The organism is Polyangium sp. 6x1 (assembly GCF_029946515.1).
In the GTDB taxonomy this organism is placed as follows: Bacteria; Myxococcota_A; Polyangia; order Polyangiales; family Polyangiaceae; genus Polyangium.
In genome coordinates, this window is sequence record NZ_JARZHH010000059.1 from 22,787 (window position 1) to 42,697 (window position 19,911).

Here is a 19,911-nt window from a genome sequence, read left to right on the forward strand (position 1 = left end):
TTTCATTCGAAGATCCTCGGGTTTCGTGCCCACGGCAGGCTCCCTACAAATCGGCGCGGTTCACGCAGCCCATCGGCGATCGACCATCGGTGCGACCTCCGCTTGCTCGTTCCCCTTCGTGCTCACCTCGATTGGCTCGAGCCGCGTGCCCTCCCCGATACGCATCCGGTTGCCCCGCCAATCCACCGTGCGCCGGATTCCCCCGACGACCCACGTCCACGTGGCCAGCACGTCCTTGAACGGCACGAGACAGACGCACCGCCACGACATCCGCTCGCCACGCATTCGTGACCAGAGCGCCGCATCGAGCCCCATCTTCAGCGCCACGCCGAGCAGCGCCGCCCAGCCGAGCGCGCCGCCGGCCACGAGGGAGAGCAAGAAGAGCAGCGGGACGGGATTGAAGAGCGGCTCGACCCAGTACGATCCGAGGTGCACGCGCCTCCGCATTTGTGTCCAGCGGACGTGCCGACTCACGAACCGATCGAGGCGCCAGCGTTCGTTCACGGTTCGCACCGGCTCCGTCGACACGGCGACACGAAAGCCCGCCTCCTGAAACGCTTTCCCGAGCAGATAATCCTCGGCCAGCACGTCCCGCACCGAGGCGAAGCCGCCCACGGCGGCGAGATCGCCGCGCCGCAGCAGCATCGATTTCCCGATCACGCACGCGTGCCCCAAAAATACCTTCGCCGAGAGCGTCGAGCGCACGATGAACGAGTTCAAGTGCAAGTTCTCCAGCGCGGCCCCGAGGCTGCTTTCCCCCGAGCCGACGATGACGCTCGTCACGAGCCCCACGCGCGGATCCGCGAGCTCGGCCGCCATCGCCTTCAGATACCCCGGCCCGACGCGCACGTTCGAGTCCGAGATGAGGACGTGTTCGTGACGCGCGCGAGCCACGAGCGCTTCGAGGATGCTGACCTTGGGGTTCAGACCCGTCCGGCGCGGGCAATGGAGGATCGAGAACGGCGCGTCGGGAAAGCGCCCCATCACCTCGCGCGCCACGGCGAGCGCCGGGTCCTCCGAGTCCTCCGCGCCGAGGAGAACCTCGTACGCCGGGTATTGCTGCAACGCGAAGGAGAGTAGGTTTTCCCGCAGCCCATCGTCCACGCCCTTCAGCGGCTTCAAGATCGTGATGGGCGGCGTCGGCCGCTCCCGCCCGGGAGCCCGACCCAGAATGCGAAGCGCGGCCCATTGCGAGGCCACGGTCATCACGATCGACGAGAGGGCCCCCCCGGCGAGGAGCGCCACCAGCGTGCTCTTCATCGTTTCACCTCGGGACGGCACGCTAGCGATCGTTCGTCACATTCTGGTGTCTGCTCGCGTGAAGATTGACGACGGAGCTTTCGCGGAGGTTTTTCATGGCCGTCGCAGGATCGTCAACTTGGCCGTGCATGCTCGCGCTCCATGACGCGGATTGCGCATGTGACGGATCTGCATTTGCTCGAAGATCGCCACGACAGCCGCAGCGGAATGGAGCGGTGGAGGCTGCGTTATTTGACGTTCGGCCGATCGCCGTGCGCGCGTCGCCGGCGCGAGCGCGCGCTCGATGCGCTCGTACGCGCGCGCATGACGGACGCCGACCACGTGATCATCACCGGTGACCTCACGGAGGACGGCGTTTCCTCGCAGTTCGAGGTGCTCGCGGAGGTGCTCTCCGAGAGCAGGCTCGCGCCGGAGCGCGTGACGCTCGTCCCCGGCAATCACGATCTCTATGACGACGGACGAGCGTTTGCGCGCGCCCTCGAAGGCCCGCTCCGCGCCTATGCGAGGACGAGCCGACCCGGCGCCATGACCGAGCTCCGGGACGCGCTCATCGTCCCCGTCTCGACGGCCGTGCCCTTGCCCGTGACCCGATCGAGTGGCCTGATCGAGCAAGGCGCCCTCGAACGGCTCGGCCGGCTCGCGGACGACCCCCATTTCGCCTGGAAGGTGGTCCTCTCGGCGCAACATCACCCGCCGGGCAGGCACGCGATCGCCGCGTGGCACTGGATCGACGGATTGCAAGCGCCCGAGGCCATGGACGCGCTGCTCGCGCGCTGCGAGCGGCTCTACGTGGCCCATGGACACGCGCATCGATCGGAGAATCGATCGATCCGGGCAGGCGCCTCACCGCGCGTGTTCGGCGCCGAAGCGGTGGTGGATGGGGAGACGACGGTGCGTCTTTATCGGGCGACGCACGGGCGACTGCTGCCCGAGACCGACGTAGCCCTGGCAGCTTGACGTCGTCCAGGTTCTGGTACCGCCGCGCCGGGGCGCTGCCCCGGGCCCCGCGGGGGCTGTTCGCCCCTCGACCCGAACCAGGGCCAGCCCTGGACCTCAGGGGGAAGAACTGCGCGATGCGCAGTTCTTCCCACAGGCCGGTTGCCACCGCGTTGCCCGTTGAACCGTCAGCGCGGCTGTCTCGGTTGGCAAGGTCGCCCGTGGTCTTGACCTGGCCCGTTCGATGAACTGCGCACCGCGCAGTTCATCGACCCCGAGTCCAGCGCTTGCGCTGGTCCGGGTCCCGGGGCGGACAGCCCCGGGTGGGGCCTGGGGCAAAGCCCCAGCGCAGCGGCTCCGAGTCCGTCACCCCTGCCGAGGCATTTCCAGGACAAACCGCGCCCCGCGCCCCTCTTTCGGCGCGAGATACACCTTCCCCCCGTGCCGCCGCGCAATCTCGCGCACGATCGACAACCCGAGCCCCGCCCCCTGCCCCTGCTTCGCCTTGGATCCTCGGTAAAACGGCTCGAAGATGTGCTCCGCTTCCTCGGCCTGGATCCCTTCGCCCTCGTCCTCCACCGAGATCCGAATGGCCTCGCCCGCCGCCTCGATCCCCACCGCGATCGTCGTCCCACGCGGCGCGTACGCCATGGCGTTCGACAGCAAATTGTCGATCGCCTGCCGCGCCGTCTGCGCCTCGAACGCGGCCGGCGCCTCCTCCGGCAGCGATAACGTGAGCCGAAGGCCCCGCGCCTCCGCCTCCCCTTCACACGCCTCCGCCGCTTCCCGTACGACGGCCGAAAGATCGCCCGCCTTCGCCTCCCAGGTCACCTTCCCGAGCGCCGCGAGATCGAGCAGCCGCGCCGCCAGGTTCGTCAATCGCGTCACCTCGCCGCGCGCCCCGGCGAGCGCCTCCCGCAGCTCCTCCGCGCTCCGCTCCTTGCGCAAGGCGAGGTCCATCTCCGTGCGCATCAATCCGAGCGGTGTCCGAAGCTCGTGCGCCGCATTCGCGATCAGCCGCTCCTGCGCGTCCCGCGCCGCCCGCAGCCGCTCCATCGCCTCCGCCAGCGCGACGCGCAGATCCGCGATCTCGTCGCCCGTCGGATCCGGGGGCAGGCGCCACGCGAGCGCGCCGCCGCGAAGCTCCGGGAGCTGCGCGGTCATGTCGCCGATGCGCCGGCTCATCCGGCCCGCTTGCACCCATTGCAAGAAAAACAGGAGCGCCGCCGCCGTGGCCACGAGCCCGAGCGTCGCTTGCCAGTAGAGCCGCATCGTCGCGTCGATCTCCGCGAGCGAGCTCTCCAGCGTGAGCACGTACGGCTCGCCCCACGGCGCGCGCACGGCCACCACGAGCGAACGCATCAAGCGCCCGTCCGAGGCACGATGCGAGAAGAGGCGCGGCCCCTCCGCGCCCACGTCCGCCGAAGGCCGATCGGGGGCCACGCCATTCTCGGGAAAATGCGCGACGAGCTTGCCCGCCTCGTCGTAGAGCCCCGCCGTCGGCACGAACGAGCGCACGTCGTCGGCGAGCGGCGATTTGCCGAGGTGCACGTGCGGCGCGCCCGTCGGACCGTCGAAGAGGCTCACGCTCTCCACCGCCGCCTGCGCGAGCAGCGCGCGATCCAGCGAGCCGAGCAGGCTCCCGCGGAACACGACGCCCGCCACGCCCACCGCGAGCACGAGCGCGAGCGACGGCAGCGCCGCCCCGAAAAGGACGAGCCGCGCCCGGACCCTCACGATTCGCTCCTCGGCGGCTTCGCCACGACCAGCCGATACCCCACGCCTCGCACGGCCTGGATCGTCACCACATCGCCGCAGAGGCTCCGCAGCTTGCTCCGCAAATACCCCACGTAGACGTCGACCACGTTCGGCGCTCCGTCGAACCCCGTCCCCCACACCGTGCCGAGCAGCTCCGTCCGCGTCAGCGTCTCCCCCACGTGGCCCGCGAGCTCCGACAAGAGCGCATACTCCCGCGCCGTCAGGCTCTCCTCGGCGCCGTCCCGCCCGATCACCCGGCGACGCGCGTCGAGCGTGATCGGCCCGAGCCGCGTCAGCGCCTCGTGCCCCGCCCCGCGCCGGTGCAGCGCCTCCAGGCGCGCCACGAGCTCCTCGAAATCGAAGGGTTTGACCAGGTAATCGTCCGCGCCGGCCCGCAGGCCCGTCACGCGTTCGCCCACGGTCCCGCGCGCCGTCAGCAAAAGGACCGGCGTCTTGAGCCCGCGCTCGCGCCACCGCCGGAGCAGCGAGACGCCGTCCATCCCCGGCAGCGACCAGTCGAGGATGATGACGTCGTAGACGACCCCGAGGCCCTGCTCGAGCGCCTCGGTGCCGCTCGCCGCGAGGTCGACCTGATGGCCCTCCTCGCGGAGGCCTCGCTCGAGCAGGCGGGCCATCTTGGCCTCGTCCTCCACCACGAAGAGCTTCACGCCGCCATCGTAGCGCCGGACGGACCCTCCGGCGGGGAAGGCTGCGCTGCCGGAACGCCGCGGCGCCCGCGGCCGATCCAGCCGTACAAGCTCGGCACGATGAGCAGCGTGAGCAGCGTCGAGGTCACGAGCCCGCCCACGACCACGGTCGCGAGCGGCCGCTGCACCTCGGAACCGGCGCCGCGCGCAAGCATCATGGGCACGAATCCGAGCGCCGCGACGAGCGCCGTCATCAGCACCGGCCGCGCGCGCGCCCGCGCCGCGCTCTCCGCCGCCGCCGCGGGATCCTGCCCCGCGGCCTCGTTCGCGAGCACGCGCGAGAGCAGCACCACGCCGTTCAGCACAGCCACGCCCGAGAGCGCGATGAACCCGACGGCTGCGGAGATCGACACCGGCATGCCGCGGATCGTGAGCGCCACCATGCCGCCGACGCAGGCGAACGGCACGTTCGTGAAGATCACGAGCATCGGTTTCACCTTGCGAAACGCGGCGAAGAGCGCGGCCAGGATGAGCGCCACCGCGGCCGGCACCACGACGAGCAGGCGCCGCGAGGCCTCCTGGAACGTCTCGTATTGCCCGCCCCAGACGAGCCTGTAGCCACGCGGCGCAGCGACGGCCTTGTCCACGCGCGCCCGGGCCCGCGCCACGAGATCGCCGAGATCCGCGCCGCGCACGTTGAAGCCCACCACGATGCGACGCTCGCCGTCCTTGCGGCTCACGAGGCCCGGCGTCGGGAGCGTCTCGACCTTCGCCACGCGCGCGAGCGGCACGAGCCCGCCCGACGCCGTCGGCAAGCTCAGGTTCGGCAGATCGAACGCGCCCGCCGCGCCCCCGATCCGCAAGACCACCGGGATCCGGATCGCCCCGTCGTACGTCGCGCCGACCTCGATGCCGCTGCGCACGGCCTGCACGGCGTCGAGCACATCGCCGACGCCGAGGCCCACGAGCGACGCTTCGAGCGCCTTCGGCTCGACCTCGAGGAGCGACACGTCCGGCGGCGCCAGCACCTTCACGTCTGCCGCGCCCTTCTCGGCCGCGATCTCGGCTGCGATCTTCTCCGCGAGCTCTCGCAGGACGGCGAGATCCGCGCCGTAGATGCTCACGGCCACGTCCGAGACCGCCCCGCCGAGCAGCTCGTTGAACCGCATCTGGATCGGCTGCGTGAACGACGGATCCGCGCCCGGCGAGGCCGCGTCGATCGCGCGCCGGATCTCCTCGATCAGCGCCTCGCGCTCGAGCCCCGGCCTCCACTTGTCCCGCGGCGCGAGCGTGAGGAACACGTCCGCCTGTTCGAGGCCCATGATGTCCGTCGCGACCGCGGGGCTGCCCACGCGCGAGACGACCTGCACGACCTCGGGCACCTTCCGCGCCGCGGCTTCGAGCTTGCCCGCCTCGACGATCGCCGTCTCCAGGCTGATGTCCGGGGCGCGCGTCGTCTGCACCACGAGATCCCCCTCGTCGAGCTGCGGCGCGAGCTCGCTGCCCGCGCGCGCGTAGAGCACGACGCCGGCCGCGAAGAGCGCGAGCGCGCTCGCGGCCACGAGGACGGGACGTTTGACCACGAACGAAAGCGTGGGCCCGTAGATCCGATCGATCATCCGCACGAGCCACGGATCCCGCGCCGGAACGTCCTTCTGGCGGAGCACGAGGCTCATCGCTGCGGGCACGTACGTGAGCGACAGGACGAGCGACGTGAACAACGCGAATACCACGGTGAGCGCCATCGGCCGGAACATCTTCCCGTCGACGCCCGTCATCGTGAGCACCGGCAGGTAGACGATCAGGATGATCAGCACCGAGAAGAACACGGGGCTCGCGACCTCGGCGCTGACGCGGCTCACCCACGACGTGCGTTCGGGTCCACCCGCCGGCGCGCTCCCCTTCTGCGAGGCGTGGAAGAGGTGCTCGACCATCACGACCGCGCCGTCCACGACGAGGCCGAAATCGATGGCGCCGAGGCTCATCAGGTTGCCCGGGATCCCGAGCGCCACCATGCCCGAGAGCGCCCCCAGCATCGAGAGCGGGATCGCCGAGGCCACGAGCAGCCCCGCGCGCACGCTGCCGAGCATCGCGAACAGCACCACGCCGACGAGCAGGCCTCCCTCGAGCAGGCTCTTGCCCACGGTGCGCAGCGTGCTGCCGACGAGGTGGCTCCGATCGTACACGAGCTGGATCGACACGTCCTCGGGCAGCGCCGCGCGCACGGCAGGCATCTCCGCGTGGAGCCTGTCCATCACGTCGAGCGCGTTGTCGCCCCGGAGCATCTGCACCATCACGTAAACGACCTCGCCGCGGCCGTCGGCCGTCGCCGCGCCGATCCGCGGCAGGCCCCCCACGTGGAGCTCCGCCACGTCCGAGACGCGCACCGCACGCCCTTCCTGATCGAGCGGCGAGACGATCGCGTGTCCGAGCTCGGAAGGATCCTTCGGCCGCGCGACGGCGCGGAGCAAGGCCTGTCCACGGCCGAGCGGCAAGCTCGCCCCGGGCGCGCTGCCGGTCGATCGTTCGAGCGCCTCGCGCAGCGCGCCGAGCGTCATGTGCCGCTGCGAGAGCCGCGCCGGATCGGCCACGACCTCGATCGTGCGCCGCTCGCCGCCCCAGGGGTTCACCTCCACCACGCCCGGCACCGCGCGGAGGCGCGGCGCGACACGCGTCGACGAGAGCTCGTAGAGCTCCGCGAGTGTGCGCGACGGCGAGCTCAACGTGAAATGAAAGATCTCGCCGAGCCCGCCCGTCACCGGCCCGAGCTCGGGCGCGCTCACGCCGGGCGGCAGCGAGCCCGCGACCGCGCCGATGCGCTCCGAGACCATCTGCCGCGCGCGCCACGGATCCACCGCGTCGTCGAAGACGATCGTGACCGACGAGATCCCGTACCGCGACAAACTACGGTGCTCTTCGAGGCCCGGCAGCCCGCCGATCGCGAGCTCGATCGGCCGCGTGACCTGCCGCTCGACCTCCTCGGGCGTGAGGCCAGGCGCGTTCGTCAAGACGAGCACCTGGTTGTTCGTGATGTCCGGCAGCGCGTCGAGCTCGAGACGCCGCCCGAGAAAGGCCCCCACGACGGCGAGGACGAGCGTCGCCACCACGACGAGGACCCGATGCCGGATCGAGAGTTGTACGAGTGCGGGGATCAATCGACGTCGCCTCCGGCTGTGGGCAGCGCGCGCGACGCGTCGGCGGCCACCTCGTCCCCAGGTCGCAGATCCCCCTCGACGAGCGCGTCGGCCCCGGAGCTCGACAGCACCTTCACCGAGAGCGGAGCGCCGGTTTTTCGGGAGAACACCACGGCCACGCCGTCCCGGAGCGTCACCGCCGCCGCGGGGATCGCCACAGCAGTGCCGCCCGGATCGGGCGAGACGCGCACCTTCCCCAGCGTTCCATGCGGCAAGCCGATCGTCTCCGCGGGCTTGAACCAAGCGGCCACCGACCCATCGCGCCCGTTCGTGCTCGGCGCCTCGCTGAGGAGCGTGAGCGCCGTGGTTTGTCCGAGCGGGGCCACGAAGACGAATCGCGCGCCCGGCGGCGGCCGCTGCGAGAACCGCGCCTCGACCCGCGCCGCACCCGCGCCCTCGATCCGCGCGATCGGCGCGCCCGTGGGCTCGCGCGACTCGCCGAGCGCCGCGTCGAGCTCGGTCACCACACCCCCGACCGGGCTCTTCAACGTGACGAGGCCGCCCGAGCTCACGAGCGCGGCGACGTCCTTCGGCCCGAGCCCCGCGATCTTCAGCGTCGCGAGCGCCATCTGCTGCGCAGCCGACGCGTCCGCGAGCGCGCCCTCGACCTCGGCGATCTCCGCGAGCTTCGCGAGCCCATCCTTCCGGAGCGCTTCGAGCTGCGCCTTGCGCTTGCCATGCGCGCCGATCCGCGTACCCGCCGCCGCAAACGCGCCCGCCGCGCGCGCGACCTCCGGCATCACGACGTCCGCAATCGGAGCGCCCTCGTCGACGCGCTCGCCGTGCTCCACGTGGACCTTCGTGATCCGCGCCGAGAACGACGGCACCACCGCGCCCCTGGCCCCCGCGGGCGGCACGAGCTCGGCCGGCGCTTCGAGCAAAGAAAGCCCGCCCGGCGCACGCGCCGCGACCCACGGCGTCTCCGCGCTCTTCGGGCCCACATCCGCAGCCGGCTCGGGCGCCACCTCGGGGCGCGCGCACGCGGTGAGGAAGAGCGCCACCACGACAAACCCGATCCCTCGCGCCTTCATCGCGCCTTCTCCTGCTTCTTCCCGTCGTCCATCGCCGAGAGCCAGAGCCAAAGTTTCACGCGCGCCCACGCATTCGCCGCGCGCGCCCGCTCGAGCCGCGCCTGCGCAGCCGCGACGTTCCTGCGCGCAGAGAGGACCTCCAGCATCGTCCCCTCGCCCGCTTCGAAGAGCCGCACCCGCGCCGCGAGCCCCTCCGTGAGCGCCGGCAAGATCGCGCCGGAGATCGTGTCCACGATGTCCTGCGTGTGCTCGACCTCGTGGATCCCCATCGCCACGTCAGTCGAAGCATTCGCCGCCTCGCGCTTCATCTCCCCTTCGAGCTGCGCCGCGCGCGCAGCAGGCACGCTGCGCTCACGCTCACCGCGATCGAAGACCGGGAGCGTGAGGCCAACGGCGCCATACCCCACGAACCCGCCAGGCGAATCACGCTGCACATACACGCCCACGGAGAGCGACGTCCCACGCGCAGCCCGCTCCTCGGCCTCGCGCGCCCGCTCGACGCGCGCCGCGAGCGCCTTTTGCTGCACCGCGGGGAGCGCCGCCGCGCGCTTCAAAGCCTCACGCAGGCCCACCCCCGACGGCAGCGCAGGCACCGGCAAATCCCCGCGCGCGCCGATCGGATCCACGCCCGCAGCGATCACCCGCGCGAGCCCGAGCCCACGCTCGAACACCTCGCCCTCAGCCCCAATCACCCCAAGCCGCGCCTCCGCGTGGTAAGCGCGCGCATCGGCCCCATCCGCCTTCGTCGCCGCCGAGGCCTGCGCCGCCTTCTCCACGAGCCGCGCAAACTCCCCAGCAAGCGCCGCTTCCCGCGTGGCCACCTCGAGCACGTGCTCAGCCGCCCACAGGTCGATCCAAGCCCGCGCCGCCTCGAGCCGCTGCGTCAACGCGAGCGCACGCGCCCCTGCCGAGAGCTCGTCTTCCTCGGCCCGCGCCGCCGCCTTGCGAGCCGAGGACAACCCCGCGAGGTTCCACGATTGCGTCACGCTCGCCTGGATCTCCACGCCCTGGTTTGGCGTGGGCAACACACGGAACCCCGGCTGAACGTAGATCTGCGGGTTCTCCGTCATCCCCGAGATGCGTGCACCGAGCGCATGTTTCGTGGCCACGGCGCGCTCGGCGCCACGCACATCGGGCGTGGCAACGGACAGGCCGATGGCCTCATCAAACGAGAGTGTCTTCGCAGGCGTCGTAGCCGCGAGCACGACGTTCGCAGCGAGCGGAAGCGCGAGCCAGGAGCTCATGCGCGGACCCTAGCGCCGCGCCCCAGGCAAGATCCTGAGGGGATCCTGAGAGAACTCTCAGAAAGGCGGCGCGGTTCTCACTGGGGGGCGCCTCGCTGGGGCGTTGCCCCAGGCCCCACCAGGGGCTATCCGCCCCTGGACCTGGACCAGCGCAAGCGCTGGACTCGGGGTCGATGAACTGCGCGATGCGCAGTTCATCGAACGGGCCAGGTCAAGACCACGGGCGATCCTGCCAGCCAAGACGGCAGCGCTGACGGTTCAACGGGCAAGGCGATACCACCGGCCTGTGGGAAGAACTGCGCGGAGCGCAGTTCTTCCCCCTGAGGTCCAGGGCTGGCCCTGCAAAGAGGGGGCGGACAGCTTAAAAACCTTCCCCGCATCGACTGCGCTTCGCGCAGTCGATGCCCAGAGGTCCAGGGCTGGCCTTGCAAAGAGGGGGCGGACAGCTTAAAAACTCTCCCCGCATCGACTGCGCTTCGCGCAGTCGATGCCCAGAGGTCCAGGGCTGGCCCTGGTTCGGGTCGAGGGGCGAACAGCCCCCGCGGGGCCCGGGGCAGAGCCCCGGCGCGGCGCCTCCCGAATCACCGCGGCGATAGCTTCGCCAGAAACGACGCTGCGAGCCCCGAAAGAAGGCACGGCGCCACGCCGCCGCCGAAGACGCCCGAGCCTGCGAGGAACAGGCCTGTGACTGGCGTGCGCGTGCGGAATCCTTTGGGGCCCCATTGCGAGAGCGTCATTGCCGGGCCGAAAGGTGCTCCTGCTGTCGCGCGCGTTCGATCTGCGGCTGTGAGGGGCGTGCCGTAGGCCTGCACGACCACGTCGCCGACGAGCCCTGGATAGCGCGCGTCGAGCTCCTTCAGCATCCACTGCGCGAGCTCGTCGCGATAGGCTGCGTACGCGGGCCCGCGCTCGGCCTCGGGGAGCGATTGCCACTTGCGGAAGCGCGCGTGTGGCACGTACGTGAGCACGACGAGTGACGAGCCGCCTTCGGGCGCGAGCGCGCCGCTCGTATCCTTGAGCGAGGTCGGCGAGACGAACAGCATGGGCCGCGGCGGGAGTTTTCCTGTGAATCGCGAGGAAAAACCTTCCTCGACGTCGTAGGACGGATACAGCCAGATGTTTTGCGCGCCGAGCCCGTAGGCGCGCACGTCGCGGCGCAGGCCGAGCCATATCTGGAATACCGCCATCGAGGGCTCGATCACGGCCGCCTTGCGCCGGAGCGAGGTCGGCAGGTCTGCCGCGGGGACGAGGCGGCCCAGGGTGATCGTGGGATCGACGGCGGAGACCACGATGTCGGCCTCGATTCGCTCGCCTCCTGCGAGGACGACGCCTGTGACGCGGCCGCGCTCGGTTTCGATTCGCTCGACGAGGGCGCGTGTGCGGAACTGCGCGCCTTTTGCTTCGGCCGCGCGCACGAGTGCGTCGCGCAGGCCTCCGCCGCCGCCGCGCGGGAAAAACGCTCCGTCGCTGAAATGGGCCATGTAGAGCAGCGCTGCGAGCCCGACCACGCGCGAGGGCGGCAGGGCCCAGGCGCCGGATTGGCCGGCGAGCACTGCGCGCAGGCGTTCGTCGGAGGTGCTTTGCTCGATGAGCTCGCGCAGGGGCCGCTGGCTCCAGTTCAAGAGCGCCGGCACGCCCGTGAGTGCGACCAGATCGGTGAGGACGGGGCGACCGAGGATCCCTCGGGCGAGCGCGTCGTGCATCCGCGCGGCGCCGTCGAGCAGACCGAAGAAATGGCGGAGGCCCTTCGCCTCGTCCGGGAAGAGGGCGCCGAGGCGCTCGCGGTAGGCGGCGAGGGGCCGACAAACGCGGATGTCGAGGTCGGGAAATCGATAAAGGTCGAATGCGTCGGGATCGAGCTCGCAGAAGAGCTCGCTGGCGTCCACGCCGAGGGACTGGAGGACCTCGTGCACGAGCTGGCCGGGGCGGCAGGCGCCGACGTAGTGCAGACCCTGATCGAAGACGAATCCGTCCCGCGAGAACGGGGCGAGGTAGCCGCCGATCTCGGCGCCTGCGTCGAGGGCGAGCACGTCGAACCCGTCCTTGGCGAGGAAGGCGGCGGACGCGAGGCCGCCCGTACCGGTTCCGATCACGAGGGCGCGTCGCGTGGGGGCCATGATGCTGCGCGGAAGGGTACACCCGGTCGTCGACCGAGGCGAGGAAAACGAATGCCGCAGACGCGTGGAGACCACGGTGATGCCATGGTCTCCAGGGGGCGGGCATACTCCGCTCGCGCGCGAGCTTCCATGCGCGCGAGGCGCCTTGACAGGCCTTCCAGCGCGGCCTTAGCATCGCGGGGTTTCCGGAGATGAGCGGGGGGCGAATGGGCGGAAATGGTGGAAGAGCTACGAACGGGTGAAGCGGCGCAGGATCCTTATCGACGCCTCTTCGAGTTGTCCCCCGATCTCCTGGGGATCGCCAATCAGGAAGGTTATTTCCTGGAGCTCTCGCCCTCCTGGGAGAAGCTCGGCTACACCCGCGCCGAGCTCTGCGCGTCTCCGTTCCTTTCGTTCGTGCATCCGGACGATCAGGCGAAAACGATCGAGACTGCGGCCGACCTCGGCCGCGGGACGGAGGTCTTCACCTTCAAGAATCGTTATCGCTGCAAAGACGATTCCTACCGGTGGATTCATTGGACGTGCGTGCCGACCGCGGAGCGCATTTACTTCGTGGCGCGCGACGTCACCGAGCAGCACGCGCTCGAGGCGGAGCTGCGCGCGTCGCGGAACGAGGTCGAGGAGCGGTATCGGGAGCTCGAGCAGGAAATGGCCGAGCGCCGCCAGGCCGAGGCGGCCCTCCACGCGCAAAATGAGGCCGTGCGGGCGCTCTCGGCGCCGATCCTGCAGGTCGCCGAGGGCGTCCTGCTCCTGCCCGTCATCGGGCAGATCGACGCCGGGCGCGCGTCCATGATGATGGGCAAGTTGCTCGAGTCCATCGTGCAATCGGCGGCGGGCGTGACGATCCTCGATTTGACGGGCGTGGCCGACATCGACACGAATACGGCGTCGCACGTGTTTTCGCTCGTCCACGCGGCGAGGTTGCTCGGGAGCGAGTGCCTCGTGTCGGGCATCCGGCCGGCCATCGCCTCGACCATGGTCGAGCTCGGGATCGACACGAGCAGCTTGCGCACGTTCGGGAGCCTCGCCGCGGCGCTGTCGCACGCGCTCGGGCTACGAGCGCCTCGCCAGCGGTGACGTCCTCCTGCTAGGCTCGCGCCATGCGAGCCATTCGATTTCATGCCCTCGGCGGTCCCGACGTTCTCCGCGTCGAGGACGCGCCCGAGCCCGCGCCGAAGCCGGGCCAGGTCCTCCTCGCCGTCCGTGCCGTGGGCCTCAATTACGCCGACACGATGTTCACGAAGGGGCAATACTTCATCCGCCCCACGTTCCCGGCGATCCCGGGCATGGAAGCTGCGGGCGAGGTGCTCGCGGTCGGCGACGGCGTGACCGATGTCCGCGTCGGCGACCGGGTGATGGCGCTCGGCGATGGGGCGTATGCCGAGCGAATGGTCGCGCCGGCGTACAGCGTTTATCCGATCCCGGCGGGGTTGTCCTTCGAGCAGGCCGCGGCTTTGCCGGTGCAGGGCCTCACGGCCTACCACGTGCTCACGCTCTCGGGCAGGATCGCGCGTGGGGAGAAGGTGCTCGTGCACGCGGCGGCGGGCGGCGTGGGGACGCTCGCTGTGCAGATTGCGCGGCGGCTCGGGGCTTCGTTCGTTGCGGGCACGGTGGGCTCGGCGGCGAAGGCGGATCTCGTGCGATCGCTCGGCGCGGACCTCGTCGTGAATTATCGGGAAGACGACTTCGCCACGCAGATTCGTTCGGCCGTGAAGGATGGCGTGGACGTCGTGCTCGAAATGCTGGGTGGCACCGAGATGTACAAGCGGAGCCTCGCGTGCCTCGCGCCGATGGGCCGGATGGTCGTGTTTGGCGCCGCCACCGCGGACGTGCGCGGCACGGTGGAGCCGATCGGGCTCATGCACAAGAACCTGACCGTCACTGGGTATTACATGACGCCGCTCGTCAAGCGTCGCGAGCTCTGCGCGCCGCCGCTCGCCGAGCTCGCCGCTGCGGCTGCGGAGGGCGGGCTGCGCGTGATCGTGGGCAAGACGTATCCGCTCGAAGACGCGGCGGAGGCGCATCGCGACCTCGCGGGGCGCGCGAGCACCGGCAAGCTCGTGCTGGTGGTTTGAGGTCGAATCATTGCATCGACCGCGTTGCGGTCGATGCACCAGAGGTCCAGGGCTGTACCCTGCAAAGGGGGGCGGACAGCTACCCAAATTTTCCCCCGCATCGACTGCGCTTCGCGCAGTCGATGCCCAGAGGTCCAGGGCTGGCCTGCAAAGAGGGGGCGGACAGCTTTAAAAATTCTCCCCGCATCGACTGCGCTTCGCGCAGTCGATGCCCAGAGGTCCAGGGCTGTGCCCTGGTTCGGGTCCAGGGGCGAAGAGCCCCTGGTCGGGCCCGGGGTGAAACCCCGGCGCTACGCTGCGGAGCGGAACACCCCTCAGTGCGCTGCGCTGCCTGCGGGGCGCGGCGCAATTGGGCCTGCCGACGGCGCGCCTGAGGCGGCGGCGCTCGCGGAGGCGGCGGCGGCGTTCATCTTTGCGCGGACCGAGAGGCGCATCGCCACGATGGTGCCGGCGATCGCGGTGGAGGTGACCACGATGAAGACGACGAGGATTTTGCCCGTGGATCCGCCGGTCGGCCTCGACGTGGGTGTGGACGACGAGGGGCGGGGCGAGGGCGAGGGGGTTTCCATGGCGGGCCTTCTATATCGCCCGATCTGGGTCGAGGCAACGAGCGTGGGCGCTCGGCTCACTGCGATGGTGCGAGTTTTTCGGGGGTGAGTGGCTCGCCGCGGGCGAGGGCCGAGAGGACGGTTTCTCGTACGCGGGCGTCTGCGTCTCGGCGAGGGCTTGGACGGCGGGCGAGCGCTTGGAGGGGTACCAGCATCTGCGGGTTTTTCTGGAGGATCGGCTCGTTCCGCGCCAGGAAATCCCAGTAGAGCGCGGTGAGTGGACAGGTCTTTCGGGGGTCGAAGGGGCAGCCTTCGCAATAATCGCTCATTCGATCGACGTAGGCCGCGCCCGAGACGTAGGGTTTCGTGGTCATGACGTCGCCGGCGGCGAACGTCCCCATCCCGAGCACGTTTGGCTCGACGACCCAGTCGTAGGCGTCGGTGAATGCGATCCAGAACCAGTCGGTGAGCGCGCGGGGCGAGAGGCCGAGCAGTGTGCCGACGTTCGAGAGGATCATGAGCCGCGTCACGTGGTGGCTGTAGCCCTCGCGCCAGACGTCGCCGATCACGCGGTCGAGACAGGCGAGCCCTGAACGCGGGCCTCCCTCCCAGAAACATGCAGGCAGGGGCTCGGTTGCGCCGAGCATGTCTGGCAGGGCGGGCGCGTTTGGGTCGCTGAGGCCTCGGGCCATTCCTTCGGGCAGATCGGGCAGGATCCGGAACCCGTCCGTCTCGCGGTGCACGTGCCGCACGAACTCCCGCCAGCCGAGGATTTGCCGGACGATTCCCTCTTTGCTGCTGATCGGAATGGCGAGTGCCGCGGCTTCGCGCACGATCTGCGCGGGCAGGAGGCGGTGGAGGTGCAGCAGTGGCGCGAGACGCGTGTGGAAGAGGCTCGTCGAGGCCGAGGACATTGCGTCCTCGAAGGGGCCGAAATGCGGCAATGCGGCGCGTTTTGCCCAGGCCCAGAGCGCCTCGGCGTCGGCCTTCGTGGAAGGGAGCGCGCGGGGATCGAGGTGGCCCGGGTGATCGGCATATCGGCGCAGGATGAGCGCGCAGACCTCTTCCGTGATGGGATCCGGCTCGAACGAGGGCGGCGTGGGCGCTGGAGGTTGCCCGCGGAAGGGCAGGCGATTGTCCGTGTCGAAGCTCCACCGCCCGCCCTCGGGTTTGCCGTCGCGTACGAGGATGCCGGTCCGTTTTCGTGCGTACCGGTAAAACGCTTCCATTCGATACGGCGGACGCCCGCCCGTGGCTTGGAGGAAATCGTCGCGCGTCGTGAGCCACCCCTCGTGCGGAACGAAGCGGAGCGCGCCGTTTGCCACGGCGGGCGCGAGATCCACGCGGAGCTCTCGTTCGGCGGGCTCCATGCAGACGAGCGGGCCGACCTCGGCGGCGGCGCGCTCGACGGCCCCGGCATATCCGGCGTCGGCCACCACGTACCGGACGGCGACGCCGCGCCGCGCCTGCTCCAGCGCGAAATGGCGCATGTTCGCGAGTACGAGGGCGAGCTTTTGCTTGTGGTACGGCCGGCGCGCGGCCTTGCCCGGGTCCTCGACGAGCAGGACGCCCGCGCGCGCGGGGGGAAGATCCCGCAAGGGGCCGATCGCGTCCGAGAGCTGGTCGTAGGGGACGAAGACGAAGGTGCGCCCCCGCTCGTCCCGCGCGGCGGCGCGGAGCTCGGCGAGGAACCGCTTCATGAGGCTTGCGGCATGGTGGTGCGGCGGGACGTAGGGAGGCGACGAGGCTCGGTCAAGCTGCCTGGCGACGTCTTCCTTTTCGCTGCGAAACCGACTAGTTTGCCCGCATGCGTGGCCTCGTCGCCTGGCTCGTGTGTGCGCTCGTTCCTCCGGCTCTCCTCGGCTGCGGTAGCAACACCGACAAAGGCCCTGCGCCCGCTCCCTCGGCGACGACCACGCCGACGACGGCGCCTGCGCCGGAAGCGCCCAAGGGCCCGCTCTCGGTGGTGCTGGAGTCGAGGGATCCGATCACGTTCTCGGGCGTCGCCGAGGGCGTGGTGATCGCCGACGCGGGGCGCACGCGGATGGCGACGGCGGCCGTCGGGGCCGAGCTCGTCGAAATGCCGATGCCCTCGGGCCTGCCCGCCGAGGGACGAATCTTGCGATTTTCCGGTCGATGGCCGGGCTCGGTCTGGGTGCTCTTCGAGACGCCGAAGATCGAGAAAGAACCCGTCAAGAACCCATTCTTCCGCCTGGACCAGGCCAAAGGCAGCTTCAAGTCCTATGCGGACGACTGGAAGCCGCACCTCGCCGCCTGGTCGAAGAAGCGGATCCTTTCCATGTCGACGTCCTCGGGCAAGCTCAAGGTCAAGGCCATGGAACCCTACCAGGACAAACCATCGCCCGATTTGCCGAGCGGGAGGCTCGACGACGAGGCGTGCGGGAAATCGCTGCGCGTCGAGGACATCGCGGCGCTCGCGACCGGGGAGGTGTTCGCGTCGGGGCATTGCAAGGCCGGGGACGGCGCGAAGCACCACGTCGTCGTGCGCTGGGCCCCGCCGGCCGAGGCGAAGCCCGGCGAGACCACGAGCGCGGCGCCCAAGGCGAGCGCGAGCGTGGCGCCCGCCGTCGCCAGCGCGTCGGCCGCGCCCGCGGCGAATGCGGCGAACGACGCGGAGCTCGACGGCGGCGCGGCGGATGGCGGCGCGGCGGATGGCGGGGCCGACGGCGGCGCGGAGGAGGCGCCCGTGGGGGTCCCGGGCCAGGTGTACGTGCTTCCGGGCGTGCCGGCGTCGATGAAACACGTGGCCCTCGTGGCGCAGGGGCCGAACGACGTATGGGTGATCGGCGCCGAGGAGAATGGCAATGCCCACCTGCTCCGGCTCGAAGGGGGCGCATTCAAAGCGCAGACCTTGCCGAAGCTCGGCGCGCCCGTGCGGTCGCTCGCGGGGGCGGGCGACGGGACTTTGTGGCTCGTCACGGCCGACGCGATCTGGAAGCGATATCCGCCGGGAGAATGGGAGGAGGTCTCGCCGCCCGCGGGCTCGTTCGTCCCGGGCCTCGTTTCTCGGTGGGAGATGCGCGAGGTGTGGGCCTCGGGGAGCGATGTGTGGATCGCGGCGATGCAGAGCACGAACAAGGGCGAGCGGTACGTCGTGCTGCGGGCGCGGCCGGCAAAAGGGCTCGTGCGGTGGTGGCCCTGACGTGGCCTCCGGCTTGACGACGCCGGTCCGGGGGCGTTTCATGCGCGCCATGTCCAACCCGGGTCTCACCGAACTCATCACCTATCTTCGATCGAATCCCCCCAAGAGCCCGCTGCCGGCCGACATGCGCGCCTGGTTCGCGGCGCTCACGCAAGCCACGCCCGTGCCCAGCGATGCACGGCTCGAGCGCTCCGCGTGCGACGTGCCGGCCTTCTGGATCACGCCGCCCGGCGTCGATACGAGCCGCGTGATCCTGTACCTGCACGGCGGCGCTTACATTCTTGGCTCACCCGAGACCCACCTGGAGATGGTCTTCCGCCTCGCGAAATGCGCCGGTGCACGCGCGCTCTCCGTCGATTATCGCCTCGCGCCCGAGCACGCCTGGCCGGCTTGCCGCGAGGACGCGGTCGCGGCCTATCGATGGCTGCTCGGACAAGGCGTCGCGCCTTCCCACATCGCAATCGCCGGGGATTCGGCGGGCGGAGGCCTCACGCTCTCGACGCTGCTCGCGCTGCGCGACGCCGAGCTGCCCATGCCGAGCTGCGCGGCGCTCTTCTCCCCCTGGGTCGATTTCACGAGCTCCGGCGATTCCGCCAAGACGAACGGGAGCGGCGATCCGATGGTCGATCCGCGCGGAATGGCCATGATGGTGGGCGCCATTCTCCAGGGGAAGGATCCCGAAAAGAGCTCGCCGCTCTTCGCCGAGGTCGGCGGGCTGCCCCCGCTCTTCGTGCAGGTCGGCACGGCCGAGGTGCTGCTCGACGATTCGCGCAGGCTCGTCGATAAGGTGAAGGCCGCGGGCGGCGAGGCCGTGCTCGACGCGTGGGAGCACATGATCCACGGGTTCCAGGCATTCCCGACGTACCTGCCCGAGGCCACGTCTGCGACGGAGCGCGCCGGGGAGTTCGTCCGGGCGCGCCTGTTCTAGACGACGCCTACTAAAGACCCTCGCGGCTCACTCGATGACCTCTCCCCCCTTCTTCACGTCGTCCTTCGTGAAACGGCGTGATCCGAGCGTGATCGTCTTCGGGACCTTTTCCCCTTTCCGAATGCGAAGCGCCGTCTCGACTGCCTCGCGCCCGCCCGTCGGATACTGGAACGTCGCGTCCAGGATCCCCTGCTCGACGTAGCTCACGCCCTCGTGCGGCAAGGCGTCGATCCCGACGAACTTCATCTCTTTCTCGCGGCCTGCGGCCCGCGCCGCGAGGTATGCGCCGTGCGCGCCGGGATCGTTGTGCGCGTAGACGAGATCGATCTTCGGTAGCCGCGAGAGCGCCGAATCCATCTCCTTGCGCGCTTCGGGCTCGAGCCATTTCATGTCGGCCTCGAACGCGATCTCGATCTCGGACCCGGCGATCGCCTCGCGGAAGCCCGCGCTCCGGTCCTGGCCCGGCGTCGAGGTCATGAGCCCCTTCAGCTCGACGACCTTGCCCTTGCCCCCGAGGACCTTCTTGATCCATTCCCCCGCGGCGCGGCCGATCTTCTTGTTGTCCGCGCCGATGAACGTCGTGTACCGCTCGCCGAGCACGGCCCGATCGAGCACGATGACGGGCACCCCCGCATCGAAGGCCTTTCCAATCGGCTCGGTGAGCGGCTGGGCCTCCTTCGGGCTCACGAGCAGCACGTCGACCTTCGCGGAGGCGAGCTCTTCCACGTGCGCCCGCTGCTTCAGCGTGTCGTTTTGCGCGTCCTTGAAGACGACCTCGATCTCGGGGTGCTCCTTGGCCGCGGCGGCGATGTCGGCGTTCATCTGCACGCGCCAGGGCTCGCCGAGGTTGCATTGCGACATCCCGATCACGAACCGGGCCTTGTTCCCGCCCTCCCCCGCGGGCCCGCTCCCTTTCGATTCCCCCTTGCAGGCGCAGGCGAGGACGAGGAGGCCCAACGTGAACGCGCGACGGGTGAATGCAAGCATGGTTCGGGACATCTCCGCACGAC

15 protein-coding genes are annotated in these 19,911 nt (G+C 70.1%); 5 read left to right on the forward strand and 10 right to left on the reverse strand.

Annotated features, from left to right (window positions below; translation table 11 throughout):
• Positions 1-60: 60 nt before the first annotated feature.
• Complete coding sequence (locus tag QHF85_RS37595; RefSeq protein ID WP_281332238.1) at positions 61-1,260, reverse strand: glycosyltransferase; 1,200 nt, start codon at positions 1,258-1,260, stop codon at positions 61-63.
• Between the two features lie 141 nt (positions 1,261-1,401).
• Here QHF85_RS37595 and QHF85_RS37600 point away from each other — a divergent pair, with 141 nt between their 5' ends.
• Positions 1,402-2,217 (forward strand): metallophosphoesterase, encoded by an 816-nt coding sequence (locus tag QHF85_RS37600; protein WP_281332239.1) that lies wholly within the window; start codon positions 1,402-1,404, stop codon positions 2,215-2,217.
• A gap of 345 nt (positions 2,218-2,562) precedes the next feature.
• Here the strand turns inward: QHF85_RS37600 and QHF85_RS37605 are convergent, their stop codons facing one another.
• The 6 genes from QHF85_RS37605 to QHF85_RS37630 form a co-directional block, all read right to left on the reverse strand.
• On the reverse strand, positions 2,563-3,933 hold the full coding sequence (locus tag QHF85_RS37605) for a HAMP domain-containing sensor histidine kinase (RefSeq protein ID WP_281332240.1): 1,371 nt from the start codon (positions 3,931-3,933) through the stop codon (positions 2,563-2,565).
• On the reverse strand, positions 3,930-4,622 hold the full coding sequence (locus tag QHF85_RS37610; protein ID WP_281332241.1) for a response regulator transcription factor: 693 nt from the start codon (positions 4,620-4,622) through the stop codon (positions 3,930-3,932). Before QHF85_RS37610 ends, QHF85_RS37605 begins: the two co-directional genes overlap by 4 nt.
• Positions 4,619-7,756: a CusA/CzcA family heavy metal efflux RND transporter gene (locus QHF85_RS37615; protein ID WP_281332242.1), complete on the reverse strand. Its 3,138-nt coding sequence runs from the start codon at positions 7,754-7,756 to the stop codon at positions 4,619-4,621. The genes QHF85_RS37610 and QHF85_RS37615 overlap by 4 nt, the downstream gene beginning before the upstream one ends.
• Positions 7,753-8,826 (reverse strand): efflux RND transporter periplasmic adaptor subunit, encoded by a 1,074-nt coding sequence (locus QHF85_RS37620; RefSeq protein WP_281332243.1) that lies wholly within the window; start codon positions 8,824-8,826, stop codon positions 7,753-7,755. The genes QHF85_RS37615 and QHF85_RS37620 overlap by 4 nt, the downstream gene beginning before the upstream one ends.
• Entirely contained in the window at positions 8,823-10,070 is a 1,248-nt protein-coding gene (locus QHF85_RS37625; protein WP_281332244.1) for a TolC family protein, read from the reverse strand. Before QHF85_RS37625 ends, QHF85_RS37620 begins: the two co-directional genes overlap by 4 nt.
• A 581-nt stretch (positions 10,071-10,651) precedes the next feature.
• On the reverse strand, positions 10,652-12,187 hold the full coding sequence (locus QHF85_RS37630) for an NAD(P)/FAD-dependent oxidoreductase (protein ID WP_281332245.1): 1,536 nt from the start codon (positions 12,185-12,187) through the stop codon (positions 10,652-10,654).
• 216 nt (positions 12,188-12,403) lie between these two features.
• Here QHF85_RS37630 and QHF85_RS37635 point away from each other — a divergent pair, with 216 nt between their 5' ends.
• Entirely contained in the window at positions 12,404-13,264 is an 861-nt protein-coding gene (locus tag QHF85_RS37635) for a PAS domain-containing protein (RefSeq protein ID WP_281332246.1), read from the forward strand.
• A 23-nt stretch (positions 13,265-13,287) separates the two neighbouring features.
• Positions 13,288-14,262, forward strand: coding sequence for a quinone oxidoreductase (locus tag QHF85_RS37640; RefSeq protein WP_281332247.1), 975 nt, complete (start codon positions 13,288-13,290; stop codon positions 14,260-14,262).
• Positions 14,263-14,576: 314 nt separating this feature from the next.
• On the opposite strand, the gene QHF85_RS37645 is transcribed toward QHF85_RS37640, so the two are convergent.
• On the reverse strand, positions 14,577-14,831 hold the full coding sequence (locus QHF85_RS37645) for a hypothetical protein (RefSeq protein WP_281332248.1): 255 nt from the start codon (positions 14,829-14,831) through the stop codon (positions 14,577-14,579).
• A 56-nt stretch (positions 14,832-14,887) separates the two neighbouring features.
• Positions 14,888-16,510: a cryptochrome/photolyase family protein gene (locus tag QHF85_RS37650; RefSeq protein WP_281332249.1), complete on the reverse strand. Its 1,623-nt coding sequence runs from the start codon at positions 16,508-16,510 to the stop codon at positions 14,888-14,890.
• A gap of 107 nt (positions 16,511-16,617) precedes the next feature.
• On the opposite strand from QHF85_RS37650, the gene QHF85_RS37655 reads away from it, so the two are divergent.
• Together QHF85_RS37655 and QHF85_RS37660 are read left to right on the forward strand one after the other, a co-directional pair.
• A complete protein-coding gene (locus QHF85_RS37655; protein ID WP_281332250.1) occupies positions 16,618-17,973 on the forward strand; it encodes a hypothetical protein in 1,356 nt (451 codons plus the stop codon).
• Between the two features lie 49 nt (positions 17,974-18,022).
• Entirely contained in the window at positions 18,023-18,901 is an 879-nt protein-coding gene (locus QHF85_RS37660) for an alpha/beta hydrolase (protein WP_281332251.1), read from the forward strand.
• A gap of 27 nt (positions 18,902-18,928) precedes the next feature.
• On the opposite strand, the gene QHF85_RS37665 is transcribed toward QHF85_RS37660, so the two are convergent.
• Positions 18,929-19,888 (reverse strand): substrate-binding domain-containing protein, encoded by a 960-nt coding sequence (locus QHF85_RS37665; protein ID WP_281332252.1) that lies wholly within the window; start codon positions 19,886-19,888, stop codon positions 18,929-18,931.
• Between the last annotated feature and the right edge of the window lie 23 nt (positions 19,889-19,911).